Annotated in this window: 18 protein-coding genes and 1 pseudogene; 8 read left to right on the top strand and 11 right to left on the bottom strand. The window is 72.3% G+C overall.

What is annotated here, in order from left to right:
- Positions 1 to 6 precede the first annotated feature (6 nt).
- Together L7N97_RS03015 and L7N97_RS03020 are read left to right on the top strand one after the other, a co-directional pair.
- A complete protein-coding gene (locus L7N97_RS03015; RefSeq protein ID WP_237476892.1) occupies positions 7 to 753 on the top strand; it encodes a Crp/Fnr family transcriptional regulator in 747 nt (248 codons plus the stop codon).
- Positions 754 to 873: 120 nt separating this feature from the next.
- Positions 874 to 2862 (top strand): APC family permease, encoded by a 1989-nt coding sequence (locus L7N97_RS03020; RefSeq protein WP_237476893.1) that lies wholly within the window; start codon positions 874 to 876, stop codon positions 2860 to 2862.
- A 15-nt stretch (positions 2863 to 2877) separates the two neighbouring features.
- Here L7N97_RS03020 and L7N97_RS03025 read toward each other — a convergent pair whose 3' ends face one another.
- The 8 genes from L7N97_RS03025 to L7N97_RS03060 all read right to left on the bottom strand — a co-directional run bounded on the left by L7N97_RS03025 (position 2878) and on the right by L7N97_RS03060 (position 9244).
- Complete coding sequence (locus tag L7N97_RS03025) at positions 2878 to 3147, bottom strand: BrnA antitoxin family protein (protein ID WP_237476894.1); 270 nt, start codon at positions 3145 to 3147, stop codon at positions 2878 to 2880.
- The gene (locus L7N97_RS03030) at positions 3071 to 3379 is read right to left on the bottom strand and encodes a BrnT family toxin (protein ID WP_237476895.1); all 309 of its coding nucleotides are present in this window, start codon (positions 3377 to 3379) and stop codon (positions 3071 to 3073) included. The genes L7N97_RS03025 and L7N97_RS03030 overlap by 77 nt, the downstream gene beginning before the upstream one ends.
- A gap of 38 nt (positions 3380 to 3417) precedes the next feature.
- Positions 3418 to 4014 carry a LysE family translocator gene (locus L7N97_RS03035; protein ID WP_237482019.1) on the bottom strand — a complete coding sequence of 199 codons (597 nt, stop codon included), beginning with the start codon at positions 4012 to 4014 and terminating at the stop codon, positions 3418 to 3420.
- Positions 4015 to 4019: 5 nt separating this feature from the next.
- Positions 4020 to 4583: an acetolactate synthase small subunit gene (gene ilvN / locus L7N97_RS03040; protein ID WP_237476896.1), complete on the bottom strand. Its 564-nt coding sequence runs from the start codon at positions 4581 to 4583 to the stop codon at positions 4020 to 4022.
- Complete coding sequence (locus L7N97_RS03045) at positions 4580 to 5041, bottom strand: endonuclease domain-containing protein (protein ID WP_237476897.1); 462 nt, start codon at positions 5039 to 5041, stop codon at positions 4580 to 4582. Before L7N97_RS03045 ends, ilvN begins: the two co-directional genes overlap by 4 nt.
- A gap of 76 nt (positions 5042 to 5117) precedes the next feature.
- Positions 5118 to 6893: an acetolactate synthase 3 large subunit gene (locus tag L7N97_RS03050; protein ID WP_237476898.1), complete on the bottom strand. Its 1776-nt coding sequence runs from the start codon at positions 6891 to 6893 to the stop codon at positions 5118 to 5120.
- 226 nt (positions 6894 to 7119) lie between these two features.
- Positions 7120 to 8181 carry an SGNH/GDSL hydrolase family protein gene (locus tag L7N97_RS03055; protein WP_237476899.1) on the bottom strand — a complete coding sequence of 354 codons (1062 nt, stop codon included), beginning with the start codon at positions 8179 to 8181 and terminating at the stop codon, positions 7120 to 7122.
- 4 nt (positions 8182 to 8185) lie between these two features.
- The gene (locus L7N97_RS03060) at positions 8186 to 9244 is read right to left on the bottom strand and encodes a lytic murein transglycosylase (RefSeq protein WP_237476900.1); all 1059 of its coding nucleotides are present in this window, start codon (positions 9242 to 9244) and stop codon (positions 8186 to 8188) included.
- Positions 9245 to 9380: 136 nt separating this feature from the next.
- Between L7N97_RS03060 and L7N97_RS03065 the strand changes: the two genes are divergently transcribed.
- Positions 9381 to 10070, top strand: a complete 690-nt coding sequence (locus tag L7N97_RS03065; RefSeq protein ID WP_237476901.1) for a DsbA family protein — start codon at positions 9381 to 9383, stop codon at positions 10068 to 10070.
- A gap of 7 nt (positions 10071 to 10077) precedes the next feature.
- Here the strand turns inward: L7N97_RS03065 and L7N97_RS03070 are convergent, their stop codons facing one another.
- A complete protein-coding gene (locus tag L7N97_RS03070) occupies positions 10078 to 11010 on the bottom strand; it encodes an alpha/beta fold hydrolase (protein WP_237482020.1) in 933 nt (310 codons plus the stop codon).
- 256 nt (positions 11011 to 11266) lie between these two features.
- On the opposite strand from L7N97_RS03070, the gene folE reads away from it, so the two are divergent.
- Together folE and L7N97_RS03080 are read left to right on the top strand one after the other, a co-directional pair.
- A complete protein-coding gene (folE, locus tag L7N97_RS03075) occupies positions 11267 to 11938 on the top strand; it encodes a GTP cyclohydrolase I (protein ID WP_237476902.1) in 672 nt (223 codons plus the stop codon).
- A gap of 20 nt (positions 11939 to 11958) precedes the next feature.
- On the top strand, positions 11959 to 12456 hold the full coding sequence (locus tag L7N97_RS03080) for a 6-pyruvoyl trahydropterin synthase family protein (protein WP_237476903.1): 498 nt from the start codon (positions 11959 to 11961) through the stop codon (positions 12454 to 12456).
- 9 nt (positions 12457 to 12465) lie between these two features.
- Here the strand turns inward: L7N97_RS03080 and L7N97_RS03085 are convergent, their stop codons facing one another.
- The gene (locus L7N97_RS03085; protein ID WP_237476904.1) at positions 12466 to 13479 is read right to left on the bottom strand and encodes a KpsF/GutQ family sugar-phosphate isomerase; all 1014 of its coding nucleotides are present in this window, start codon (positions 13477 to 13479) and stop codon (positions 12466 to 12468) included.
- A gap of 406 nt (positions 13480 to 13885) precedes the next feature.
- On the opposite strand from L7N97_RS03085, the gene L7N97_RS03090 reads away from it, so the two are divergent.
- From L7N97_RS03090 to L7N97_RS03100, 3 genes and pseudogenes are all read left to right on the top strand, one after another.
- Positions 13886 to 15664 carry an outer membrane beta-barrel protein gene (locus L7N97_RS03090; protein WP_237476905.1) on the top strand — a complete coding sequence of 593 codons (1779 nt, stop codon included), beginning with the start codon at positions 13886 to 13888 and terminating at the stop codon, positions 15662 to 15664.
- 216 nt (positions 15665 to 15880) lie between these two features.
- Positions 15881 to 16822: pseudogene (locus L7N97_RS03095) on the top strand (ribose-phosphate pyrophosphokinase); the annotation flags it as partial.
- Between the two features lie 188 nt (positions 16823 to 17010).
- Positions 17011 to 18288, top strand: coding sequence for a flavin monoamine oxidase family protein (locus L7N97_RS03100; protein WP_237476907.1), 1278 nt, complete (start codon positions 17011 to 17013; stop codon positions 18286 to 18288).
- On the opposite strand, the gene L7N97_RS03105 is transcribed toward L7N97_RS03100, so the two are convergent.
- Positions 18270 to 18923 carry a nicotinamidase gene (locus L7N97_RS03105; protein ID WP_237476908.1) on the bottom strand — a complete coding sequence of 218 codons (654 nt, stop codon included), beginning with the start codon at positions 18921 to 18923 and terminating at the stop codon, positions 18270 to 18272. The genes L7N97_RS03100 and L7N97_RS03105 overlap by 19 nt on opposite strands.
- Between the last annotated feature and the right edge of the window lie 24 nt (positions 18924 to 18947).

The following is an 18947-nucleotide window of genomic DNA, read 5'->3' on the forward strand; positions in this document are numbered from 1 at the left end:
TTCGGCATGGGTGACGACGGGGCGGGGAATCTGCTCGTCCGCAAGGTGGCGAGCGTCGCCAAACTGTCGGCCGAGGAGCGACATGCGCTGGAGAACCTGCCGATGGCGGTGCGCGCGATCCCGGCGCGGCAGGACATCGTCCGCATCGGCGACCGGCCGACGCACTGCTGCCTGGTGCTGAGCGGCTTCGCTTTCCGCTACAAGCTGGTCGGCGACGGCCGTCGCCAGATCCTCAACGTCCACGTGCCGGGCGACATCCCCGACCTGCAGAGCCTGCACCTGCCGGTGCTGGACCACAACCTCGCGGCGCTGACGCCGCTCACGGCCGGCTTCATCCACCACGACGCGGTGCACGAGGTGAGCGCGCGCTTCCCGCGCATCACCGGCGCGCTGTGGCGCGACACGCTGGTCGACGCCGCGATCCTGCGCGAGCGCATCGTGTCGATCGGCCAGCGCGACGGCTTGACCCGCACGGCGCATTTCCTGTGCGAGATCTTCATGCGCCTCGCCGCGGTCGGCCTCGCCTCCGACCGGGCCACGGCGATGCCCATCACGCAGGTCGAGATCGCCGACGCGCTCGGCCTGTCGCCCGTGCACATGAACCGCATGGTGCGGGAGCTGCGCGAGCGGCGCCTCGTCACGCTCGACGGGCAGCGGCTGGAGATCCTGGACTGGGACGCGCTGGCGCGGCTCGGCGACTTCGACCCCACCTTCCTCCACCTCGATCCGGGGGACCGCGCCCGGCGCCCCTGAAGGGCGCCTGCGATGAGTTAAGCAATCCCCCGGCCCGATCCGCCCGCGGCATCCGCGGCAGGAACAACGCCCCCCTCCTGCCGTTGCCGCTGGCTCACCTCGGCCCAGGACGCCCCACCCTTGATCCAGCCCATCCCGCCCGCCGACCGCCCCCAGCCGCTCGGCGAACGCGTGAGCCGGTTCCTGTTCGGCGGGTTCCTCGCGACCCACGGCGCGGAGGAGCGCAAGCTCGGCACCTTCGAGGCCGTGCCCGCCATGGGGCTCGACGGCCTCGGCTCCTCGGCCTACGGACCGGAGGCGGCCCTCACCGTGCTCCTGCCGCTCGGCGCCGGCGGGCTCGCGGCCGTGGGCCCCATCATGCTGCTGCTCGTGGCGCTGCTGGCGGTGCTTTACGTGAGCTACCGCCAGACCGTGCTGGCCTACCCGAGCAACGGCGGCGCCTACTCGGTGTCCAAGGTCAACCTCGGCACGGGCGCGAGCCTCCTGGCCGCCGCGGCCCTGATGGTCGACTACGTGCTCAACGTCGCGGTGGGCATCTCGGCCGGCATCGGCGCTCTGATCTCGGCCGTGCCGGCGCTCGCGCCCTACACGCTGGCGCTGTGCCTCGTCGTGCTGGCCGCGCTGACGCTGGTCAACCTGCGCGGCACGCTCGACGGCGGGCGACTGTTCGCGCTGCCGACCTACCTGTTCATTCTCTGCTTCGTGGTCGTGATCGTCCTCGGCGCCTGGGCGACGCTGCGGAGCGGCGGCCATCCCGCGCCCGTGGTGGCGCCGCCCGCGATCCCGGCCGCGACCGAGACGCTCGGCCTGTGGCTGTTCCTGCGCGCCTTCGCGGCCGGCTGCACCGCCATGACGGGCGTCGAGGCCGTGTCGAACGGCGTCGCGGCCTTCCGCCAGCCCGTCGTCGAGCGCGCCCACAACACCCTCACGGTGATCGTGGTGACGCTGGGCTTCCTGCTGCTCGGCATCGGCACCCTCGCCCGCGCCTACAACATTGACGCCATGGACCAGAGCGCTGCCGGCTACCAGAGCGTGCTGTCGCAGCTCGTGGGGGCGGTGGTGGGCCGCGGCTGGTTCTACGACGTCGCCATCGGCAGCCTGCTGTGCATCCTGTGCCTGTCGGCCAACACGTCCTTCGTCGACTTCCCGCGCCTGTGCCGCCTCGTGGCCAAGGACGGCTTCCTGCCGCGGCCCTTCGCGGTGGCGGGCCGGCGGCTCGTCTTCTCCGTGGGCGTGCTCTACCTCGCCGCCACCGCGGCCTTGCTGCTGATCGCCTTCGGGGGCATCACCGACCGGCTGATCCCGCTCTTCGCCATCGGCGCCTTCCTCACCTTCACGCTGTCGCAGGCCGGCATGGTGGTGCACTGGGCCCGGCAGGGCGCGCGCCGGCACGGCCTCCGGCTCGGGGTGAATGCGCTCGGCGCCGCCACCACGGGCGTGGCGCTGCTCGTGATCCTGGCCGCGAAGTTCGCCGAGGGCGCGTGGATCACCGTGATCGCGATCCCCGCCGTGATCCTGCTGCTGCGCGGCATCCACGGCTATTACGCCCGGCTCGACGAGCAGCTCCGCGACGAGGAGCCGCTGGTGCTCGGCCGCTCCGAGGCGCCGCTGGTGCTGGTGGCGACCCGCGGCTGGGACCGCCTGACCGACAAGGCGGTGCGCTTCGCCCTGCAGATCTCGCCCGACGTGATCGCCGTGCACCTGCTCGACCTCGACGGCGAGGACGACGAGGGCGCGGCGGGGCGGCTGCGCGACGCCTGGGAGCGCGACGTGGCCGCGCCCGCGCGGGCCGCGGGCCTGAACCCGCCGCGGCTGATGCTGCTGCAGGCGACGTTCCGGCGCATCCACGCACCCCTGCTGCGGCTCGTCGAGCGGCTGCGGCGCGACCACCCGGACCGCACCGTGGCGGTGCTGGTGCCGACGGTCGCGAAGACGCACCTGTGGCAGCACCTGCTCCACACCCACAACGCCGCCCGCCTCGGCCAGGCGCTGATGCGCTTCGGCGGCGACGGCGTCGTGGTGGTCAACATCCCGTGGCACCTCGAGCCCGCGCGCGTCGACGACGCGCTGATCCCGGAGGAGCGGCGAGGCGAGGAGGCTGCCGCTTGAGAAAAGGCTTCGCGCTCAGATTGGCCCGAGTGCCTCGGCGGCGTCGCGCAGGATGCGGTTGATCCTGCGCTCCCAGCCGGGCCCCGTGGCTCGGAAGCGGTCCAGGACATCATCGTCGATGAGCTGGCGGGCCGCCGCGCTCGCGTCGCCTCCTCCGGGCATCCAGACGCCGCGAGCGAAATCAGCGTCGGTCAGCTCGGGCACCTCCTCATATTCCCGGTCCGAGACGACGTGGGCGTCGATCCGCGCCAAATCGATCGGCGTATCTCGCTTGCTCTCGTCCATCGGCCTTCCTCATCGAGATGACGTGGCGAGCCTCGCCCCTGGGCGTCCAAACGACGATCACCATGCGCCCGCGCAGGAAACCGACGCTGATGATCCTATCCTCACCGTAGTCCCTGCGGAGATCCCGGATGTCCAACGTCCCACCCTCGAAGACTTCGGCCGCGGTCAGAAAGTCGAGGCCTCGGTCGGCGAGAGTTTCGTCCCGCTTGCGGGGGTCGAAGGTGATCACCATCGGACGATGTGGCGATGGGTTCGCTGCCGCGTCAAGAGCTACTCGGTGAAGACCGGGTAGAGCGAGGCGATGAGCAGGAGGCCCATCGTCCAGTTGAAGGCCCGCAGCACGGCGGGCCGCTGGAGCGCGCCGCGCAGCGCTGTGCCGAACACCACCCAGGTCGAGATGCAGGGCAGGTTGACCACGCCGAACATCGCCGCGACGAACAGCACCGTGCGGGTGTAGTCGGCGGGGTCGGTGTAGGTCGCCACCGCCGTCAGCGCCATGATCCAGGCCTTGGGATTGACCCACTGGAAGGCGGCGGCCTGGAGAAAGGTCATGGGCCGGCCGCGGGCGTCGCCGGCCCTCACCGGCGCCGCGCGGGCGAGCTTGATCGCCAGCCACACCATGTAGGCCGCCCCGATCCAGCGCAGGGCGGCGAGGAAGCCGGGGTAGCGGGCGATGACCCCGGCGAGGCCGAGGCCGACGCCGGCCACCATGGCGGTGAAGCCGAAGCCGACGCCGAGCATGTGCGGCATCGTGCGCCGGACCCCGAAGTTCACCCCCGAGGTCATCAGCATGATGTTGTTGGGGCCCGGCGTGATCGAGCTGACGAAGCAGAAGACCGCGAGACCCCAGAGCAGCGCGGCCGGCACGGGCGTCACATCCCGTCCGGGCCGCGCGAGATCGCGGCCACGCCCGTGCGCGACACTTCGACGAGGCCGACGGGGCGCATCAGCTCGACGAAGTGGTCGATCTTGGAGGGCGCGCCGGTCAGCTCGAAGGTGAAGGACTCGACCGTGGCGTCGACCACGCGGCCGCGGAAGGCTTCCGACAGGCGCAGCGCCTCCATGCGGTTCTCGCCGCGCCCGCGCACCTTCACCATGGCGAGCTCGCGCTCGACGAAGTTGCCCCGCGCCGTGAGGTCGGTGACGCGGTGCACGGGCACGAGGCGCTCGAGCTGGTGGCGGATCTGCTCGATGGCTTCGGGCGTGCCGGAGGTCAGGATGGTGATGCGCGACTGGTGCTCGGCATGCGCCACCTCGGCGACCGTGAGGCTCTCGATGTTGTAGCCGCGGCCGGAGAACAGGCCGACGACGCGGGCGAGGACGCCGGGCTCGTTGTCGACCAACACGGACAGCGTGTGGGACTCGGCCTTGGAGGTGACGAGCGCGGAAGAATAGGGCGAGGGCGGCGAGGCGGGCGGGGGCGTGAGGGCGTTCATGGCGTGTCTCGGTCGTTGGGGTTAGCGCCCTTCTCCCCTCCGGGGAGAAGGTGGCCCGAAGGGCCGGATGAGGGGTTGTGGGGCAGAGCGGTCCGGTAGCGGTCGTGGGGTGCCAACCGTCCTTCCACCGCGGCCAGTATGGTTTCACAGACGTCGGCGATACCGCGCGCGACCTCGTGATTCCAGAAGCGGAGGACGCCGTAACCCTGACCCACGAGGAAGGCGTCCCGGAGTCCGTCGCTGAGGCTCTCGGCGTGCTGCGAGCCATCCAGCTCGACGATCAGCTTGGCCTCGCGGCAGCCGAAGTCGGCGAAGAAGGGGCCGACTGGCATCTGACGCACGAACTTGTGACCACCGAGGCGCCGGTCGCGCAGCTTGCCCCACAGCCATCTCTCGACGTCGGTCATGTCGCGCCGGAGGGCGCGGGCGCGATGGGTGGCCAGTGCGGGACGATCCATGCCCTGAACCCCTCATCCGCCTCGGCTTCGCCGAGGCACCTTCTCCCCGGAGGGGAGAAGGGCCGCGCGGCGCGCGTCACACCAGCATCTTGCCCTTCTCGTCGATCACGGCGCCGAGGTCGGGCGCGCCCCAGTCGTCGATGGCGGCCGGGAGCAGCATCTCGTTGTGGGCCTTGCCCGACGGGATCATCGGGAAGCAGTTCTCCTCGCGCTCCACCACGCAGTCGAAGATCACCGGATGCGGCGCCTCGATCATGCGCAGGATGGCGGCGTCGAGCTCGGCCGGGTCCGAGCAGCGGATGCCGACGCCGCCGTAGGCCTCGGCCAGCTTCACGAAGTCCGGCAGGGCCTCCGAGTAGCTTTCCGAGTAGCGCGAGCCGTGCAGCAGCTCCTGCCACTGGCGCACCATGCCCATGTAGCTGTTGTTGAGGATGAAGACCTTCACCGGCAGCCGGTACTGCAGCGCCGTCGACATCTCCTGCATGTTCATCAGGATCGAGGCCTCGCCGGCCACGTCGATGACCAGCGCCTTCGGGTGCGCCATCTGCACGCCGATGGCCGCGGGCAGGCCGTAGCCCATGGTGCCGAGGCCGCCCGAGGTCATCCAGCGGTTCGGCTCGTCGAAGCCGTAGTGCTGGGCGGCCCACATCTGGTGCTGGCCGACCTCGGTCGTGATGTAGGTGTCGCGGCCGCGGGTCAGCTCGTAGAGGCGGCGGATGGCGTGCTGCGGCTTGATGACCTCCTTGGAGGGCGCGAAGCCGAGCGAGTTGCGCTTCCTCCAGCCGTCGATCTGCTTCCACCACTCGGCCAGGGCCGCGCGGTCGGACTGGTGGCCCTCCGAACGCCAGATCCGCACCATGTCCTCCAGAACGAAGGCGCAGTCGCCGACGATGCCGAGGTCGACCTTGACCACCTTGTTGATGGACGACGGGTCGATGTCGACGTGGATCTTGGTCGAGCCCGGCGAGAAGGCGTCGAGCCGGCCGGTGATGCGGTCGTCGAAGCGCGAGCCCACCGCAATCATCAGGTCGCAGTCGTGCATGGCGTGGTTGGACTCGTAGGTCCCGTGCATGCCGAGCATGCCGAGCCAGTTCTCGCCCGAGGCCGGGTAGGCGCCGAGGCCCATCAGGGTCGAGGTGATGGGGAAGTTGGTCAGCCCGACGAGTTCGCGCAGCAGCGCCGAGGCTTCCGGCCCCGCGTTGATGACGCCGCCGCCCGTGTAGAAGATCGGGCGCTTGGCCTTGGCCATCAGGGCGACAGCTTGGCGGATCTTGTCGAGGTCGCCCTTGACGGTCGGCTGGTAGGTCTTGTGGACGATGTTCTGCGGGCCGACGTAGGTGCCGGTCGAGAACTGGACGTCCTTCGGGATGTCGATGACCACGGGGCCGGGGCGCCCGTGCGACGCGACCCAGAAGGCCTCGTGCAGGATGCGCGGCAGGTCCTCGACGCGGCGGACGAGGTAGTTGTGCTTCGTGCAGTGGCGCGTGATGCCGGTCGTGTCGCATTCCTGGAACGCGTCCGAGCCGATGAGGTGCGTCGGCACCTGGCCGGTGATGCAGACCAGCGGCACCGAGTCGAGCAGCGCGTCGGTCAGCGCCGTGACGGCGTTGGTGGCGCCGGGGCCCGAGGTGACCAGCAGCACGCCGACCTTGCCGGACGAGCGCGCGTAGCCCTCGGCGGCGTGGCCGGCGCCCTGCTCGTGGCGGACCAGGACGTGCTTGACGCTCTGGTGCTGAAACAGCGCGTCGTAGATCGGCAGCACGGCGCCGCCGGGATAGCCGAAGATCGTGTCGACGCCCTGATCCTCGAGGGCGGCGACGACCATCTCGGCGCCGGTCATCTGTCTCGACATGGGGTGCTCCGTTTCGGGGATGGGGTGCGACGGAATTCGGGCAACAAAAAAGGCCCGCGAGGGGCCTTGGGAATGCGCCAAAAGCGGATGCGAGACCTAGTCTCGACCCGCTTTCGGCGCCTGGATTACGATGAGCTGGGTCGACATGACGGCCACGCTTGCTATCAGTACGGGATCGCTACCATCCCGGATTCCGGGCGTCAAGCGCGTGCATCGCGCAAGGTGCTCAAGGCTTGGGCCAGGAGAAGTCGTCGGCCCGGCCGATCCGCGGCGCGCCGGGGTCGGCGGCGACCGGAGGGCCCGCCGGCAGCGCGAGGCTCGCGAGCTGCCCGTCGGGCGCGACCGGCGGCGCGGTGAGCGGCAGCACCGGGCCCGCGGCGGGCCCCTGCGGCAGCGCCGCGAGCGCGACGGGCCGGCCCGCGCCCTGCGCCGCCTCGCGGCGGATCTGCGCGCCGACGTCGACGTCGAGCGCCGCGTCGAAGCCGCGCGCCCGATCGATCGTCAGGTTGGCGAGGTCGGTGGCGCCCGCCGCCGCTGCGCCGCGGCCGAGGCGCGCCACTTCGGGGGCGAGAAAGCTCGCGAGCTTGCGGGCGCCCGCGCGGGTGAAGCCGAGCCCGTCGGCGCGGCGCAGCTTGGCGGTCGCGCCGTCGGCGTCCGGCCCGACGGGGCTGTAGCGGCCCGCGGCGTCGGTGAAGCCGTCGAAGCTGTCCACGTAGGCGGCGCCGTCCCTGGCGGCGCGGTCGCGGATGATCCCGTTCTGCCGCACGATGTCGGCCGACAGGTCCGCCGAGCGCACGGCCGGCAGCCCCACCCAGACCAGCGGCACGCCGGCGTCGCGGAACTGCTTGGACACCTGGTCGACGCGGTCCCCGTAGATCCGCGTCCAGCCGGGCGTGCCGGGGGCGAAGCGGCCGGACGCGTCGGACAGGGGGTCGCGGTCGTCGGCGCCCACCATCACGGCGGCGAGGGACGGCTTGTCGGCGCGGGCGAGGCGCTCGCGGATGGTGGGCAGCGAGTCGGCGAAGCTCGGCTTGGTCAGGCCGAAGCCGTCGCCCGTGGTGCGCGACACCGCGATGCTGGGGTCGGCCTCCAGCCCGTCGGCCAGCGCGGTGGCGAAGCGGTCGCCGACGACGAGCACGATGGGCTTGGTTCCCGGCTGCGGCCGGGCCGCGCCGGGCTTGGCCGCCTGCGGCGCGGCCCCCTGGGCGTGCAGCGGCGCGGCACCCGCGCCGAGCAGCGCGGCGGCGAGGCAGGCCGCCCTGAGGGCGCGGGAGAAGGGCTCGCTCATCGGGTCACCGAGTCTGCGCCAGCGTAGCCCCCGGCCAGCGCGCCTTCAACGGCCCCCAGCCGGCGATGCGGTCGCCGAGCAGGCACACGCCGAGCGCGTAGGAGGTGGAATTGTTGTAGCTCTTGATGACCTTGAAGTTGCGGGTGACCAGGAAGGCCGGGCCGGCCGGGCCGGCGGGGCGCAGCAGCGCCGCGGCGCCGCTGCCCGGCATCTCGCCCCCGTCGGCCCTCACGACGCCGCGCGCCGCCCAGGCGCCGAAGGGGGCGTAATGGTCCGGCGCGCTCGCGACGCCCGCGAGCCCGGCGGGGAGCTGCACCTCGTAGCCCCAGGTTTCGCCGGCGATCCAGCCGTGCTTCTTCAGGAAGTTCGCCGTGGAGCCGACCGCGTCGGGCGTGCTGTTCCAGATGTCGCGGCGGCCGTCGCCCTCGAAGTCGACCGCGTAGGGCTTGAAGTTCGACGGCATGAACTGCGTCTGCCCCATGGCGCCGGCCCAGGAGCCGATCATGTGGGCGGGGTCGACGTGCCCCTCCTCCAGGATCACCAGCGCCTTGACGAGCTCGGTGCGGAAATAGGTGCCGCGGTAGCGCGCGTAGGCCAGGGTCGCGAGCGAGCGCACCACGTAGTCGTCGCCCATGTAGGTGCCGAACTTGGTTTCGAGCCCCCACACGCCCATGACGATGTAGCGGTCGACCCCGAAGCGGTCCTCGGCCTTGGCGAGCCAGCGCTCGTTGGCGGCATATTTCTCGCGGCCGAGGGCGATGCGTTTGTCCGACACCGCGGTCTCCAGGTACTGCCCCACCGTCTTGTGGAACTCGGCCTGGGTCTTCGTCTTCTCGATCACCTCGGGGTCGGGCGTGACGCCCGCGAAGGCGGCGTCGAAGGTGGAGCGCGACACGCCGCGGGCGTGGGCCTCGGGCCACAGCGACGCCACGAAGGCGGAGAAGTTCTGGCTCTGCGCCGCGGCGGGCGTCGCGGACAGGGCCGCGCCCGTCAGCGGCGCCGCGAAGCCGAGCAGCGCGAGGGCGATGGGGCGCAGCCGAGCGCGCCGGGTCGATGTCGCCATGGTGGAACTCCCCCGCTCTCCGGCCGCCGACGTCCCGGCCCGGCCCGGCCCGAGGCTAGCGGGCCGATGGTTGACAAGCCGTTCACCATACACCCGTAGGATCGCCCGAAACGGAGCCACGAGGGACCCTTCAGCCATGGTGACGGATCGACGCGGCGCCCTCAGGGCCGCGCTGGCGCTGGCCGGGGCGGCGGCACTGCCCCGCCTCGCCGCGGCGCAGGCCGGCAGCCTGTTCCCCTTCACGGCCGACGACGGCAAGCAGGTCTACAACTACCGCCTCCCCTCCGACCTGTCGGTCGAGGGCCTGCCCGGCGTGGTGTGGACCGGCGCCAAGCATCCGGACGTGATCCTGGTCGAATATTTCGACTACAACTGCCCGTTCTGCCGCAAGGCCGAGGCCGACATCGACGGGCTGCTGCGCATGAACCCCGGCCTCAGGCTCGGGCTCGTCAACGACCCGATCCTGAGCCTCAGCTCGGTGCAGGCCGCCAAGGTGCAGCAGGCCGTGCTGCGCACCGCGGGGCCCGCCAAGGCCTACGCGTTCCACCAGGCGGTCTACGCCAAGCACGGTCCCATCGACGGGCCGCTGGCCCTGCAGGTGGTGGGCGAGATGGGGCTCGACGCCAGGGCGATCGAGGCCGCCGCCGACCTGCCGCAGGTGGCCGCCGTCGTCAAGCGGCAGGCCGAGCTCGCCTCCTCGCTCGGCTTCGAGGCGACGCCGTCCTTCTCGCTCGGCAACATCGGCATCCTGGGCTACCCGGGGCCGGACGCGCTGCAGAAGGCCATCGCCGACATGAAGCGCTGCGACAAGCTCGCCTGCGGCTGAACGGAGCTCAGCCCGGCAGGCGGGCGCGGAAGAAGCGGTCGATCTCGTCGGCGGAGCGGTCCGGGTCTTCCCGGTGCGGGAAGTGGCCGAGGCCGGCGAAAGGCTCGAAGTCGAGGTCGGTGAAGGTTTCGCCGAGCCTGTCGCCCCAGGCCGAGAGCAGGATCGGGTCGCGGTCGCCCCAGCGCACGCAGGTCGGCACGGGGATCGGCGGCCTCGGCTCCGCCTCGCCCTTCAGCACCCTCAGGCGTTCGGCCCCCTGGCTGACGTACCAGTTGAAGCCGCCCTGGAGGTTGCCGGGCTTGGCGAAGTTGTCGACGAAGCGCTCCACGGTCTCGTCGTCGAAGGCGGCCGGGTTGCCGCCCGCCCAGTGGCGCAGCATGGAGCCGATGTAGGTGCGGATCGCGTCGCGCGAGGCGCCCACCATCTCGGCCGCCCAGGGGAGCTGGTTGAAGGACTGGTACCAGATCTCCTTCAGCCGGTCGGGCGCGCCGGCGCGCGGGCCGATGCCGGGATACGGGCAGTCGAAGAAGAACAGGCCGGCGAGGCGGCCCGGCGCGAGCCGCGCCAACTCCTGCGCCGCATAGGCCCCGACGTCGTGGCTGACGATGCCGAGGCGGCCGAGCCCGAGGTCGTCCATCACCGCCAGCGCGTCGCGCGCGTGGACCTCCGCGCCGGCCGCGGCCGAGCGGCCCGCGGGGTGCTTGTCGCTGTCGCCGAAGCCGCGCAGGTCGAAGGCCACGCAGTCGTAGCCGCGCGCCGACAGCCGCTCCATCAGGGGCGAGTAGGTCCACCAATATTCCGGCCATCCGTGCAGGAACAGCAGCGTGCGCCCGTCCACCGAGCCGCGGCCGCTGTTCTCGGGGCGCGCCTGCGTGTCGAGGCGGACGACGTGGAGGCGCGTGCCGTCGCGCTCGACGGTCTCGTGCTTGGGAGGGATGATGTCCATGGGGCGCTCCTCGTCGCGGGTGCCCGTCAACGGCCCATGCGGGCGGCGGGTTCAGGCGCGACGGGCCGAGAAGACCCCACCCCGAGCCTTGCATCGGGACCGCTCGGTGGCGATCTGCGGGACCAGCGCGTTCCCAGGGCACCCATGCGGCCGCCGCCCTCGTCAGGACGGTGCGCGTGCGGTATGGAGCGCCGGATCCGTGGGTCGACCTGTCGCGTCGCCGGGGTGAGAGTTGGAAGGACACGGGGGCGTGAACAGGATCGTCGACAAGGCGATGGCGGCCGGCCTGGGCAACCAGCCCGTGGCGGGGCTGGTGCGCGACGCCGACAGGCTCGCCATGCAGGAGGCCGCGGCCCGCAAGATCGAAGAGCTGTTCGACGTTCTGATGATCGACCACCGCAACGACCACAACACGCGCGACACGCCGGCCCGCGTCGCCCGCATGTACGTCGAGGAGCTGCTGAAGGGCCGCTTCTCGCCCCCGCCGAAGCTGACCGAGTTCGACAACGTCGAGAACTGCGACCAGCTCATCGTGACGGGGCCGCTCGACGTCCGCTCGACCTGCGCCCACCACCTCATGCCCATCGCCGGCCACGCCGTGATCGGCGTTCTGCCGGCCCGCGACGGCAAGATCATCGGCCTGTCGAAATACGACCGCATCGTCGACCACTTCTCGTCGCGCCTGCAGATCCAGGAGGAGATGGTGAAGCAGATCGAGCGCTTCATCGTCGACCACACGGCGCCGCGCGGCCTCGCCGTCCGGGTCAGCGCCGTGCACCTGTGCAAGACCCACCGCGGCGTGCGGGCGTCGCGCGCGAGCCGGATGGTCAACACCAGCTACTACGGCGAGCTCGCCGCCGATCCGCAGCTCAAGGCCGAGTTCCTCCAGGAATGCGCCATGCTGGAGCGGGGGCTCGGCTGAGCCCGCGCGGAGGCGATCCCATGGACGACCGCGCGGCGTGGGCCGCCTTCGACGCCGGGGCGTGCGGCGGCACCTACCGCTCGACCAAGACCTACGACCACAACGAGGGCCTGTCCTGCACCTTCCGGCAGTGGCGCGCGGGGGGCTCGCACTGCAGCCTGCTGCACGGCTACGCCCTGGCGTTCCGCTTCGTCTTCGTGGCGCGGGCGCTCGACGAGCGCGGCTGGTGCTTCGACTTCGGCGGGCTGAAGCCCGTGCGGGCCTGGCTGCACGAGATGTTCGACCACACGCTGCTGGTCGCGGCCGACGACCCGGAGCGCGAGCGGCTCGAAGCGCTGGGCCAGCACGGCCTCGCCGACGTGCGCGTGGTGCCGGCCGTGGGCTGCGAGGCCACGGCCCGGCTGGTCCACGCGCGCGTGAGCGGCATGGTGCGCGACCTCAGCTCCGGGCGGGTGTGGCTCGAAAGCGTCGAGGTGCGCGAGCACGGCGGCAATTCGGCGATCTACACGCGGGACTGACGGCCCGCCTCACGCCACCCCGATCGCGTAAAGGTCGTGGATGTGCAGGATGCCGACCGGCACGCCGCCCGCGTCCACCACCGGCAGCACGCTACGCCGCTGCCCGTTGAGCAGGGCCAGCGCCTCGGCGGCCAGGGCCTCGGGGTCGATGGTCAGCGGCCGCGCGGTCATCACGGCGTCGACCCGCAGGTCCATCAGGCCCGGTCCCATGTGGCGGCGCAGGTCGCCGTCGGTGACGAGGCCCGCGAGCCGCCCCTCGGCGTCGAGCGCGCAGACGCAGCCGAAGCGCTTGCCGGTCATCTCCACCACGGCCTCGGCCATGGTGGCGCCCGTCGCCACGCGCGGCACCTCGGCGCCGGAATGCATCACGTCGCGCACGTAGGTGAGCTGGCTGCCGAGCTTGCCGCCGGGGTGCAGCGTCTTGAAGTCGTGGGCCGAGAAGCCGCGCGCTTCCAGCAGCGCCACCGCCAGCGCGTCCCCGAGCGCGAGCTGCATCGTGGTCGAGGTCGTGGGGGCGAGGCCGTTGGGGCAGGCCTCCTCGGACTTCGGCAGCGTCAGGCACAGGTCGGCCTGGCGGCCCAGCGCGCTGTCGGGGTTCGACGTGATGGCCACGAGCGGCATGCCGAAGCGGCGCGCGTAGGTGATGATGGAGGCCAGCTCCGCCGTCTCCCCCGACCAGGATAGCGCCACCACGGCGTCCTCGGCCTGGATCATGCCGAGATCCCCGTGGCTCGCCTCCGCGGCGTGGACGAAGGAGGACGGCGTGCCGGTCGAGGCCAGGGTCGCGGCGAGCTTGCGGCCGACGTGGCCCGACTTGCCCATGCCGGTGACGATCACCCGGCCCCGCAGCCCGAGCAGCAGCGCGACGGCCGCGGCGAACTCGCCGCCGAGCCGCGCGAAGGGCCCCGCCAGCGCGGCCTCCAGCGCCGCGATGCCGGCCCGCTCCAGGCGCAGGGTGCGCAGGGCCGAGGGCACGGCGGCGGACGGGGCGGGAGGGGCGCGTTCGGCGGACGGGAGCGACATGCGGGCGTCGATACCACCGGCGCGCGCCCATTGCACGCCGGGCGGGGCCGGGCCGGCGGGGCTTCTAGAGGCTGTTATGAACCATGGAGGGCGGCTCCATTGCGGCGCGGCGAGCCGAATGGCAGGAGAAGCTTGCAGCCGGTACGTCCGTACCGGCAAGAGCTTCGACGCACCAGGCGGCCGCTGCGCCGCAACCCCGGAGGGGCCGGGCCCTTTTCGGCGCTCGGTTCGTCGACTTGCTCGACCGTGGCTCAGCCACGCTCATCGCAAGTCTCCTGCCGATCATCCGAAAATGGCTCCGGTCGAGCCATCCTCCATGGTTCATAACAGCCTCTAACCCCGCATTAACCAAGGATGCTTACCTTACGTTCATCGCATCTCGCGAGCCGGAAAGGGCGGGCGACACGTGTCTTCGACGAACCGCCGTCCGGTCGGCTCCACGGCCCTGCTGCAGGCCGCCGGCCTCGCGGTCGTCATCGCCGCCCTCCCGGCCGGCACCCGCTCCGCCTCGGCCCAGGACGCGGCCGGCGCGGCCTCGACGTCGATCCCGACCCTGCGCGGCGCGCTCGACGGCGGCGCGACGGCCCTGCCGGGCAGCGGCGGACCGGCGGCCGGCCGCGGCGCCGACGCGTCCGGCGCGGGCGGCGACGCGGACGGGCCGAACAATCCCGCGCCCGCGATCCCCGCCGACGGCGGCGTCGGCACGAACCGCACCACCGCCAACGGGCCGCAGCAGCCCGAGAAGCCGCGCGGCCGCTTCGCCCTGCCGCGGAGCACCGCCAAGACCGAGGACCGCCTGCGCTATCCCCGCAAGGGGCCGCCGCCCCTGCCCGAGCTCCAGGCCTACCCGACCTCGGTCGCGCCGTCGCAGCGGCCCCGCGGCGCGGGCGGCGACGCCGCGCTGGCGCTGCGCGGCTCGGGCGCGGCCATCGACACGGTGGGCGACGTCATCCGCCCCGGTCCGACGGTCGCGGCCCTGCCCTTCACGGCCCGCATCCGCGGGCGCATCGAGGACGCGCCCTACGACCCGGTCGGCTACGAGGTCGGCTCGCTCCGGCTGACGCCCTACGTCACGCAGAGCATCGGCTACGATTCCAACCCGAACCAGACCCAGACCGGCCTGCGCCCCTCCGCCTTCGAGCGCACCGAGGGCGGCGTGAGTCTCGCCTCGACCTGGTCGCGCAACAGCTTTTCGGCGAGCTTCCACGGCGGCTACGACGCCTTCTTCTCGGCGCCCGAGGCGAACCGGCCCGACGCCGTGGGGGTCGCGGACTACCGTTTCGACGTCGACCGCGACACCACGCTCGACGCGGAAACGCGCTTCGCCATCGACACCCAGCGCCTGGGCTCGCCCGAGGTCGGCGTGCTCAGCGCCGTCGCGGCGAACAGCACCTCGCGCCCGCTGATCACCACCTTCGGCGGCTCCGTCGGCGGGGCGGAAGGCTTCGGCCGCCTGAACGTCGCCCTGCACGGCTCCCTCGACCGCACCGCCTACGACAACGCGGACGGCACCGGCGCGGGCGTCGTGGGCAGCTACCTGCAGAACCTCGCGAGCCAGAACTTCAACGACGCCGGCCTGCGGCTGCGCACCACCTACGAGGTGACGCCGGTGCTGCAGCCCTTCGTCGACCTGTTCGGCGACGAGCGCATCCACGACCACGAGATCGACTACACCGGCTACCGGCGCGACTCGACCGGCTTCACGGGCCAGGTCGGGTCGAGCTTCGAGCTGACGCGGCTGCTGACGGGCGAGCTGTCGGCCGGCTACGGCTTCCGCGACTACCAGGACCCGCGCCTCAAGCTGATCGCGAGCCCGGTGTTCAACGGCGCCATCACCTACGCCGCGACCCCGCTCACCACCGTCAGCTTCCGCGCGGCGACGAGCTTCGACGAGACCAACGTGCCGGGCTCCTCCGGCACCACGTCGCGCTCGGTGACGCTGGAAGTGTCCCACGCCCTGCTGCGCAATACGACGATCACCGGCGCGCTGTCCTTCCTCAACACCGACTACGTCGGCGTGCCCATCACGGAAAACACGCTGGCCGAGACGCTGAAGGCCGAATACCACCTGTCGCGCGACCTCGTCGCCACCGCCACCTACAGCCACGAGCGGCTGAACAGCACGCTCGCGGGCTCGAGCTTCGGACAGAACATCGCGCTGATCGGCCTGCGCCTGCAGCGGTGAGGGCCGCCTCCGGCCGGCGTGCCGGGTGCGTGATGCGTCGACGGCACGCGGGCGTGAACTGTTCATGACGTCCGGCCGGCTCCGTTGTTCGGCTCCGACAACGCTGTTATGACGCACCCGCCTCGGGACCGAAGGTTCCCGGGGCGGGTGCGTTGCTCGGCAGCCTCCCGTGTCGCGCCGCGCGGGCGCCTTCTCCTGCCGACCTCGAGGTGAACCATGGCCGGAACCATCAAGATCCTGTCGGGGAACTCGAACACGCCGTTGACGGAGGCGATCGCGGCCTACCTCGGCGTCCCGCTGACCCGCTGCGTGGTGAAGCGCTTCGCCGACATGGAGATCTTCGTCGAGATCCAGGAGAACGTGCGCGGCGAGGACACGTTCATCGTGCAGTCGACCGCCTACCCGACCAACGACCACTTGATGGAACTGCTGATCATGACCGACGCGCTGAAGCGCGCCTCGGCCCGGCGCATCACCGCGGTGGTGCCCTACTTCGGCTACGCCCGGCAGGACCGCAAGGCGGGGCCGCGCACGCCCATCTCGGCCAAGCTCGTCGCCAACCTCATCACCCACGCCGGCGCCGACCGCGTGCTGACGGTGGACCTGCACGCCGACCAGATCCAGGGCTTCTTCGACATCCCCACCGACAACCTGTTCGCCGCGCCCGTGATGGTGCGCGACATCGCCGAGCGGTTCGACTGCGCCAACGTGATGGTGGTGTCGCCCGACGTCGGCGGCGTGGTGCGGGCCCGGGCCCTCGCCAAGCGCATCAACGCGCCCCTCGCCATCGTGGACAAGCGCCGCGAGCGCGCCGGCGAGTCCGAGGTGATGAACATCATCGGCGACGTGCGCGGCAAGAGCTGCATCCTGCTCGACGACATCGTGGATTCGGGCGGCACGCTGTGCAACGCCGCGGACGCCCTCCTGGCGCAGGGCGCCACCGACGTGTCGGCCTACGTCACCCACGGCGTGCTGTCGGGCGGCGCGGTGTCGCGCATCGCCTCCTCGAACCTCAAGGAGCTGGTGCTCACCGACACGATCCGCGCCACCGAGGCGGTGCGGGTCGCCAAGAACATCCGGGCCATGTCGGTGGCGCCGCTGATCGGCGAGGCCATCGCGCGCATCGCCCAGGAGCAGTCGGTGTCCAGCCTTTTTGAGAACGCCGCCGTGGCGGGCGTCTATTCCGCCCCGGTGGCCGCCCCCATGCAGCACCAGAAGCCGGCGGTCGTCCAGGCGCTGCCGCGGGCCGCGGCCGGCGGCTGAACGCCTCCCCGGGTCGCGGCTCACTTGCCGGGCCACCCCGCCGGGACCACCTCAGCCGCAGCGGAACGAGCGCGGGTGAGGGCATGAGGGACGAGGTGGACGTCGCGGTGATCGGCGGCGGGGCGGCGGGCATCGCGGCGGCGCGGCGGCTGATGCGGGAGCACGGCCTGTCGGTGCTGCTGATCGAGGCGAAGGACCGCCTCGGCGGCCGCGCCCACACCCTCCCTGGCCCCCTGCCCGTCGACCTCGGCTGCGCCTGGCTGCACAGCGGCCTGACCAACGCCTGGACCGCGGTCGCCGACGCCGAGGGCTTCACGGTCGACCGCCGACCCGCGCCCTGGGACCAGGAGGAACGCGACCTCGGCCTCACCCCGGACCAGCACGCCGCCTATGCCGACACGCTGGAGGACTTCCGGGCGAGGGCCGAGCTCGCCGCGGCGCGCGGCGGCGACGGCCCCCTGTCGGACCTGCTGCTGCCGGACAGCCCCTGGCGCGGGATCATCGACGCCGTGTCGACCTACGTCAGCGGCGCCACGACGGACCGCATCTCGGTGCGGGACACGGCCGACTACCGGCCCGGCGAGGGCGACGACTGGCGCGTCGTCGAGGGCTACGGCCGCCTCGTCGCCCACCACGGGCGCGACGTGCCCGCGGTGCTCGGCGCGCCCGTGACGCTGGTCGACCATTCGGGAGCCGGCCCGGTGCGGATCGAGACGGCGCGCGGCACGGTGCGGGCCCGTGCCGTGATCGTCACCGCGTCGACGGACGTGATCGCGGGCGGGCGCATCCGCTTCCACCCCGCCCTGCCCGGCAAGGCCGAGGCCGCGGCGATGCTGCCGCTCGGCTCGGTCGAGAAGCTGTGGCTGACCGTCACCGACCCGGAGCTGTTCCCGGCCGAGCAGTTCTGCCTCGGCTCCAGCGAGACGGCCGACACCGCCGCCTACCACTTCCGGCCCTTCGGCCGGCCGGTGGTGGAATGCTTCCTCGGCGGCGACCTCGCCCGCGACCTGTCGCGCGCCGGCACCGCGGCGGCGCTCGACTTCGCCCGCTCGGAGCTGCGCTCGCAGCTCGGCGGCGAGGCGGCCGGCGCGGTGGGGCCGCTGCATCTCACCGGCTGGGGCCGCGAGCCGCACATCCTCGGCTCCTACGCCTACGCGAAGCCGGGCGCCGCGGGCGCGCGGGCGCGGCTCGGCGAGCCGGTCGACGGCCGCCTGTTCTTCGCCGGCGAGGCCACGCATCCGACGCGCTTCACCACGGCCCACGGCGCCTACGAGACGGGCGTGACGGCGGCCGAGGCCGCGCTCGCCGCGCTGTCGGGCGGGCCGCGGGCGCTCCGCGCCGTTCAGGCCGCGACGAGCTGATCGACGCCGCAGAGACGGACGCCGGCCTGCTCCATCGCCAGATGGGCCTCCTCCATGGTGGTGTGGCCGGCCGGGAGCGGCGCCGCGATGGCCCGGCAGGCGTCGGTCACGACGAACACCTCGTGGCCGAGATCTCGCGCGTCGATCGCCGACCACGAGACGCAGAAGTCGAGCGCGAGGCCGCACAGGAACACCCGGCGGAAGCCGCGCTCCTTCAGCCAGCCGCCGAGCCCCGTTGTGCTGACGCGGTCGTTGTCGCGGAAGGCGGAATAGCTGTCGATCTCGGGGCGGAAGCCCTTGCGGAAGATCGCGTCCACGCGGGTGAGGTCGAGGCCGGGGTGCAGCGCCGCGCCGGGGCTGCCGATGAGGGCGTGGTCGGGCCACAGCACCTGCTCGCCGTAGGGGAGGGTCGCGGTCGAGAAGGGCGCGGCGCCGTGGCTCGACGCGAAGGAGACGTGGCCCGGCGGATGCCAGTCCTGCGTCGCGAAGGCGTGCCGGAACAGCGTCGTCGAGAGGCGGTTGCAGGGCGCCACCACGGCCGCGCCGTCGGGCACGGGCAGTTCGCCGCCCGGCATGAAGGTCGGCTGCACGTCGATGATGCCGAGCACGTCGGTTCTCGGGTCGATGCGGACCATGGCTGTCCCCTCCGGTGGCCCGGA

Source organism: Lichenibacterium dinghuense (assembly GCF_021730615.1).
Taxonomy (GTDB): Bacteria; Pseudomonadota; Alphaproteobacteria; order Rhizobiales; family Beijerinckiaceae; genus Lichenihabitans; species Lichenihabitans dinghuensis.